The 5,784-nt window shown below is 42.8% G+C and carries 7 protein-coding genes; 3 read left to right on the top strand and 4 right to left on the bottom strand.

Annotation, left to right across the window (positions count from 1 at the left end; translation table 11 throughout):
- Window positions 1-15: 15 nt before the first annotated feature.
- From A7D14_RS01315 to radC, 3 genes are read right to left on the bottom strand one after another with little or no spacing between them, the layout of a single operon-like run.
- Window positions 16-705, bottom strand: a complete 690-nt coding sequence (locus A7D14_RS01315) for a YjjG family noncanonical pyrimidine nucleotidase (RefSeq protein ID WP_067029152.1) — start codon at window positions 703-705, stop codon at window positions 16-18.
- Window positions 698-1,993, bottom strand: a complete 1,296-nt coding sequence (locus A7D14_RS01310; RefSeq protein ID WP_067029150.1) for a polysaccharide deacetylase family protein — start codon at window positions 1,991-1,993, stop codon at window positions 698-700. Before A7D14_RS01310 ends, A7D14_RS01315 begins: the two co-directional genes overlap by 8 nt.
- A gap of 13 nt (window positions 1,994-2,006) precedes the next feature.
- Window positions 2,007-2,705, bottom strand: a complete 699-nt coding sequence (gene radC, locus A7D14_RS01305; RefSeq protein ID WP_067029148.1) for a RadC family protein — start codon at window positions 2,703-2,705, stop codon at window positions 2,007-2,009.
- A 57-nt stretch (window positions 2,706-2,762) separates the two neighbouring features.
- Between radC and A7D14_RS01300 the strand changes: the two genes are divergently transcribed.
- Complete coding sequence (locus tag A7D14_RS01300) at window positions 2,763-3,212, top strand: DUF1569 domain-containing protein (RefSeq protein ID WP_067029146.1); 450 nt, start codon at window positions 2,763-2,765, stop codon at window positions 3,210-3,212.
- A gap of 11 nt (window positions 3,213-3,223) precedes the next feature.
- On the opposite strand, the gene murC is transcribed toward A7D14_RS01300, so the two are convergent.
- Window positions 3,224-4,579, bottom strand: coding sequence for a UDP-N-acetylmuramate--L-alanine ligase (gene murC / locus A7D14_RS01295; protein ID WP_067029144.1), 1,356 nt, complete (start codon window positions 4,577-4,579; stop codon window positions 3,224-3,226).
- A 96-nt stretch (window positions 4,580-4,675) separates the two neighbouring features.
- On the opposite strand from murC, the gene A7D14_RS01290 reads away from it, so the two are divergent.
- Together A7D14_RS01290 and A7D14_RS01285 are read left to right on the top strand one after the other, a co-directional pair.
- Window positions 4,676-4,987 carry a cupin domain-containing protein gene (locus A7D14_RS01290; protein ID WP_067029142.1) on the top strand — a complete coding sequence of 104 codons (312 nt, stop codon included), beginning with the start codon at window positions 4,676-4,678 and terminating at the stop codon, window positions 4,985-4,987.
- A gap of 3 nt (window positions 4,988-4,990) precedes the next feature.
- Entirely contained in the window at window positions 4,991-5,776 is a 786-nt protein-coding gene (locus A7D14_RS01285) for an SDR family oxidoreductase (RefSeq protein WP_067029140.1), read from the top strand.
- Window positions 5,777-5,784 lie beyond the last annotated feature (8 nt).

Here is a 5,784-nt window from a genome sequence, read left to right as displayed (position 1 = left end):
TACCCTACTATAACTCTATAAAATGCTTTTTATTTCAATTAAATTGTTAATGGTTATGCAATGATCATGGTCGGGTTCGCCATTGCTGTTATAGTGAAGAACCTGCATGCCCATGTTCTTGGCCCCTAGGATATCGGCCTCTAGACTATCACCCACCATGATGGTATTTTTGGGGTCCACATTGGCCTTGGTGAGGGCCAACTCAAAAATATAGGGGTGCGGTTTTTTAACTCCCGCCATTTCTGAGTTTATGATCTGATCAAAATAATGGTGGATATTGCTCCCGATCAGCTTTTTCTCCTGCACTTCTTGAAACCCATTGGTGATGATGTGCAACCGGTATTTCGGCGATAGGTATTCCAATACCTCCACGGCATTGGGCACCAAATGTGTAAATGTGGAAAGATGCTCTATGTATTCATGGGCCAAAATATGGATGAGGTCGTCCTGGACTGTGGCCCCAATTGTGTCAAAAGTGCGCCGTAACCGTTGGAACCGAAGTTCTGTTTTTGTCACCCGATTTTCCCGATACAATTTCCAATACTCCAAATTTATGGGGGCATAAACGCCCAAAAAATCTTCCAGTACCACTTCCACCGAATTCTGGGCAAGGATTTTCTGGAAGGTGAGGGCCGAGTTCTTTTCAAAATCCCACAGCGTGTGGTCCAAATCAAAAAAAATGTTGGTAACACCGTTCTCAAACATAGTATCGCTTTAAAAATGATTGATAAAGCTCCATCCAGTCCAACTTGTGCTTACTGCCCAAAAGTTCATTGGAGAATACGATGATAAAATCGCCGTTCACCTGTTTCACCAACCGGTACACGCGGTCCATTTTTTCAAAAATCTCATCCCTTTTCTTAAAGTTGACCAGCGCATAATCGTGCATGGCAAAGGGATGCACTTTTAAGGGCTGCCTTACCTCCATATTGATGTCATAAAAATGAAATGGCGTACAGGTCCCGGCCCTAAAACCGATTTCGTGCGTGTATCCCATGGAAAAGTCATCGGTAAATTCGGTTTCAACCAAATTCCGATAGGTGGTGGGCACACTCACCCTGTTGTACCTAAGTCGGGAGTAACTAATGGGCCTATTGATAAGATTGCTGAGCCGTTTCTTTTCTTCCAATAAAACGGATTTGTTGGTGGAAGATAAAAAAGAGGTGCTGAGCGAGACTACACTGTAGTCTGCCACGGATTTTATCAAATATCTGAACTTGTTGTTGTTTGGCGATATGTTCTTATCGTGTGCGGAATGCTTGGCAAACTGAAAAAAGAACATGGTCTTTATGGGGAACTTCTTATGAATTTCCACCAGTTCGTAGAAATTGTCGTAGGGATCTTTCTTAAGGCCAAGAAGCACCAAAAAACGATCGGCCAAACTCCTAAATTTAAAATTGCCCAAATCTAGAAAAAACCCCCCAAGACTTCTTGCCAAACCCCGCATGGCATAGGCGTGTGATGTGGTTACGTTGATAATGGAGGTAAAACTGTACATCCGTTGGGCATTTTCCATATCCGGGAAGCGCTCCTTGAGCAAATCCAATAATTTATAGGCCCAAAGGTCAACAACGGGAAGTTCCAAAAATTTGTTCTGGTAAGCTATGCTTTCCTTTACCGGGAACCGGCCCACGCTGTCCTTAACGTGGGGCAGATATTCTTCATATCGACTTAAAAGAAAGAAACTTGCCGAAAAAATATCGTAAGGAACGGTGCTCTTTTCCCCACAGGCAAAAAAACAGGGAATTCCTTCCCAATCGGATACTTTTATATCCAAATCGTTGATGCCCTGTTCAAACAAAAGATCATTGCTCCGGATAAAAAACTCGTTTTGCAGGGGTTGCTTGGAGTAGGTCATCTTGGGCCCGGAATGCTTGATGAAATCCTCCACCTTGGTGGTAAATGCCACTTCAATGCCCAATATTTTTTCAAAAATATGCCTTGCCGTATAGGTAAGTCTATTGGTAACCTTATGGGTAAAGAGTAATAGCATAAAATTGAATCAACTAAAGTATTCCTTGATCTGCAAAGCTAAAATAATGGTGTTGGGCCAAAATTAAATGATCTAATATTTTAATATCCAAAGCTTCTGAAGCCTTTTTCAACTTTTGGGTAATTTGTTTGTCGGCCGCACTTGGTTTCAATGTCCCTGAAGGATGATTGTGTGCCAAGATGATCCCCACTGCACCTAGATCCAGGGCTTGTTTCAGCACCAACCTCACATCTACCAATGTCCCGGTAATGCCTCCTTTGCTCAATTGTGATTTATGGATCACTTTATTGGAATTGTTGAGGTACACAATCCAAAATTCCTCGTGTTGTAATTCCCCGATCAGGGGATACAACAACTCAAACACATCATTGCTGGCTACAACCTTCGTTATTTTTTGGGTATCCTCCCCTCTTCTGCGCCGACCCATTTCCAAAGCTGCTGCAATGGTCACCGCTTTGGCCTCACCGATGCCTTTAAATTTTTTTAATTGATTTACGGTAAGCTTCCCCAATTCGTTCAAATTATGACCCACGGAGGCCAGAATTCGTTTGGACAGTTCCACTGCGCTTTCATCCCTGTTCCCTGAACCGATAAGAATGGCTATGAGTTCTGCATCGGAGAGCACAAAACTTCCTTTTTGCACCAATTTTTCCCTTGGTTTATCATCATCTGCCCAATTTTTGATGGAAAAGGAAACTACTTTTTCTTGCATGCTTTAAAGATAGGAGATTAAATTTATGTAATTTTCAAGGTAAAGAAATCAAGGTATATGAAATCCCTATTTGACTCCGAAACCCACACTGAAATTCTAAATAGAATTGATAATATTTCTGAATCCTCCACAGGGGAATGGGGCAAAATGGAGGTTGGACAAATGCTGCACCACTGTCAGTTTCCCTTGAAGGTAGCTTTAGGCAAACATACAATAAAAAAACCCAATTTTTTTATGCGATTGCTGTACAAAGGTTTTAAGAAAAGCATGTACAATGACAAACCGTGGAAACACAATCTACCCACTGCACCAGGTTTTAAGGTAGAGGACAAAAAAGATTTCAAACAGGAAAAAGATAAGCTGGTTGCCTTGATCAACAATTTTCATGCAGAGAGAACCGAAAAAACCAGAGATCCCCACCCTTCTTTTGGACATTTTACCTATGACCAGTGGGGACAGATGCAATACAAGCACCTAGACCATCATTTACGGCAATTTGGGGTTTAAAAATGAACCTCCTATTCAAATAGCGATTTTACTTGTTCAAAATCCAATCCTCCATAATTTCCGGAGCTCATCAACAACAATGCTGAATTCTCGAAATCTTGTCCAAAAAGATACTTCTGAAAGCTTTGAGGGTCGGTAAAAATCTTTACATCTCCCCTTTTAAAGGCTTGGGCTATCTGGTCAGCCGTAACTTCTTCCAGTCCTTTGATCTTTACCGCATCCGGAGAGTAAAAGACCACAGCCTCATCAGCAGCATCCAAAGCACCTTCATATTCCTCAAGAAATCCTGCATTTAAGCTACTGTAGGTATGCAGTTCCAAACAAGCGATCAATTTTCGTTGGGGATACTGTTCCTTTACAGCCTCTGAGGTTGCCTTTACCTTACTGGGCGAATGGGCAAAATCTTTATAAACGACCTTGTTCTTGCTTTCCGCAATTTTTTCCAATCGTTTGGAAGCCCCTTTGAAGGTAGCAATGGCTTCATAAAAATCATCCTCGTCCACCCCCATTTGCTGACAAATCCATTTGGCCCCGGCCAGATTGTTGAGGTTGTGCTTCCCAAAAATCTCGATGGGCATTTCACCTTCAGGGGTATGCAGCAAAGTAGTGCCTTCTTCAACGCGATACTCAGGCGTGTGGTAGGGAAACTTTCGAATGGTATTTTCGGTGGCCTCAATAACTTTTACAAGTTCAGGGTCTTCCTCATTGTAGGTAATACTTCCTCCCTTCACGATGCCATCCACAAAAATCTGGAACTGTTCCACATAGTTTTCAAAAGTGGGAAATACGTTGATATGGTCCCAAGCAATCCCACTCAATAGGGCAATGTTGGGTTGATACAAATGAAATTTAGGCCTTCTGTCAATAGGTGAGGACAAATATTCATCCCCTTCCAAAACGATGAAATCGTTTTCCTCAGTTAGATGCACCATTCGGTCAAAACCTTCCAATTGGGCTCCCACCATATAGTCCACTTCAATATCATGGTAATCCAAAACGTGCAAAATCATTGAAGTAATGGTGGTCTTGCCATGGCTCCCGCCAATCACCACACGGGTCTTGTATTTGGACTGCTCGTACAAAAACTCGGGGTACGAAAATATCTTCAGCCCCAATTCCTGGGCTCTGAGCAACTCGGGATTATCGGGTTTGGCATGCATCCCCAAGATAACGGCATCCAATTGGTCATGGATTTTTTCAGGAAACCAACCAAAACTTTCGGGCAACAGTCCTTTGGCGCCCAATCTGCTTTTGGAAGGTTCGTAAATCACATCATCGCTTCCGGTGATGCTGTACCCCTTGTGTTCCAAGGCCAAGGCCAAATTGTGCATGGCACTTCCCCCAATGGCTATAAAATGGATGTTCATCAATCGTGTTTATCGTTCAAAAATAGCCAATGGGAAAACCAATCCAAACAAAGAATCCATCTTATTAATCTTTATATTCGAATAAAATTAAACCCAATGAACCTATCAGAAATCGAACCCAAGGAGATCATGCCCGGCTATCATGGAAAATTGGTGCATGGAGAACGAATGAGTTGGGTGTTTTGGGATGTGGACCAAGACGCCGAAGTACCAGAGCACCAACACGACCATGAACAAATTATGCATGTAGTGGAGGGTACTTTTGAATTTACCCTGAACGGTGAAAAAGGTACTTATGGACCAGGGGACGTAGTAATCATCCCATCCAATGTTCCACATAGTGGAAAAGCAATAACACCCTGCAAACTAATGGACATTTTTAGCCCTGTCCGAGAAGAATATAAGTAACACATGAACATATCACTAAAAGGAAAAAAAGCCCTTGTGGGCGGAAGTAGTAAAGGAATTGGTGAAGCCATTGCACGGCAATTGGCCGAAAGTGGCGCCAGTGTCACCCTTATGGCACGAAATGAGGAACGCATGAAAACCATTATCGGTGAATTGAACACCCATGAAGGGCAGGAGCATCAATATCTGGTGGTTGATTTTTCCAATTTTGGTGCCTTCAAGAAGGTTATTACCTCTTTTTTTGAACACAACACCATTGATATTTTGGTAAACAACACCCAAGGACCCGAAGGTGGTGGTGCCTTGGAAAAAAGTGTGGATGACTACCAACAAGCCTTTGATTTGCTGTTCAAATCGGTGGTCTATACCACAGAACTGGCGTTAAAACACATGCAACAAAGCAAATGGGGGCGCATCATAAACGTGGCCTCCATTTCGGTAAAGGAGCCATTGAGCTATTTGGCACTGTCCAATACCATTCGGGCAGCTGTGGTCACTTGGGCCAAGAGCTTGGCCTTTGACGTGGCCCAAGATGGCATTACGGCAAACAGTGTTTTGACAGGCTATTTTGATACGGACCGAATTACCCAACTCAATACCAAAAAGGCAGAAAAAATGGGGGTTTCACCAGAGGAAGTCCTTTCCAGTATGGAGGAGAAAGTCCCTATGAAGCGAATAGGAAAACCGGAAGAATATGGATATTTGGTCGCATTTTTGGCTTCGGATAAAGCGGCCTACATTACGGGAACCAATATTCCCATTGATGGCGGATTGTTGAAATCCATGTGATTTTCCCT

This window comes from Allomuricauda sp. CP2A, from assembly GCF_001683915.1.
Taxonomy (GTDB): Bacteria; Bacteroidota; Bacteroidia; order Flavobacteriales; family Flavobacteriaceae; genus Flagellimonas.
The sequence above is the reverse complement of the archived record's forward strand: the minus strand, read 5'-3'. Positions and strand labels throughout refer to the sequence as shown.

What these genes read in the sequence shown, in the direction of transcription:
- A7D14_RS01300 (WP_067029146.1), top strand. Translation starts at nt 2,763, where the DNA reads ATGAAATCCCTATTTGACTCCGAAACCCACACTGAAATTCTAAATAGA.
- A7D14_RS01315 (WP_067029152.1), bottom strand. Translation starts at nt 705, where the DNA reads ATGTTTGAGAACGGTGTTACCAACATTTTTTTTGATTTGGACCACACG.
- radC (WP_067029148.1), bottom strand. Translation starts at nt 2,705, where the DNA reads ATGCAAGAAAAAGTAGTTTCCTTTTCCATCAAAAATTGGGCAGATGAT.
- A7D14_RS01310 (WP_067029150.1), bottom strand. Translation starts at nt 1,993, where the DNA reads ATGCTATTACTCTTTACCCATAAGGTTACCAATAGACTTACCTATACG.
- murC (WP_067029144.1), bottom strand. Translation starts at nt 4,579, where the DNA reads ATGAACATCCATTTTATAGCCATTGGGGGAAGTGCCATGCACAATTTG.
- A7D14_RS01285 (WP_067029140.1), top strand. Translation starts at nt 4,991, where the DNA reads ATGAACATATCACTAAAAGGAAAAAAAGCCCTTGTGGGCGGAAGTAGT.
- A7D14_RS01290 (WP_067029142.1), top strand. Translation starts at nt 4,676, where the DNA reads ATGAACCTATCAGAAATCGAACCCAAGGAGATCATGCCCGGCTATCAT.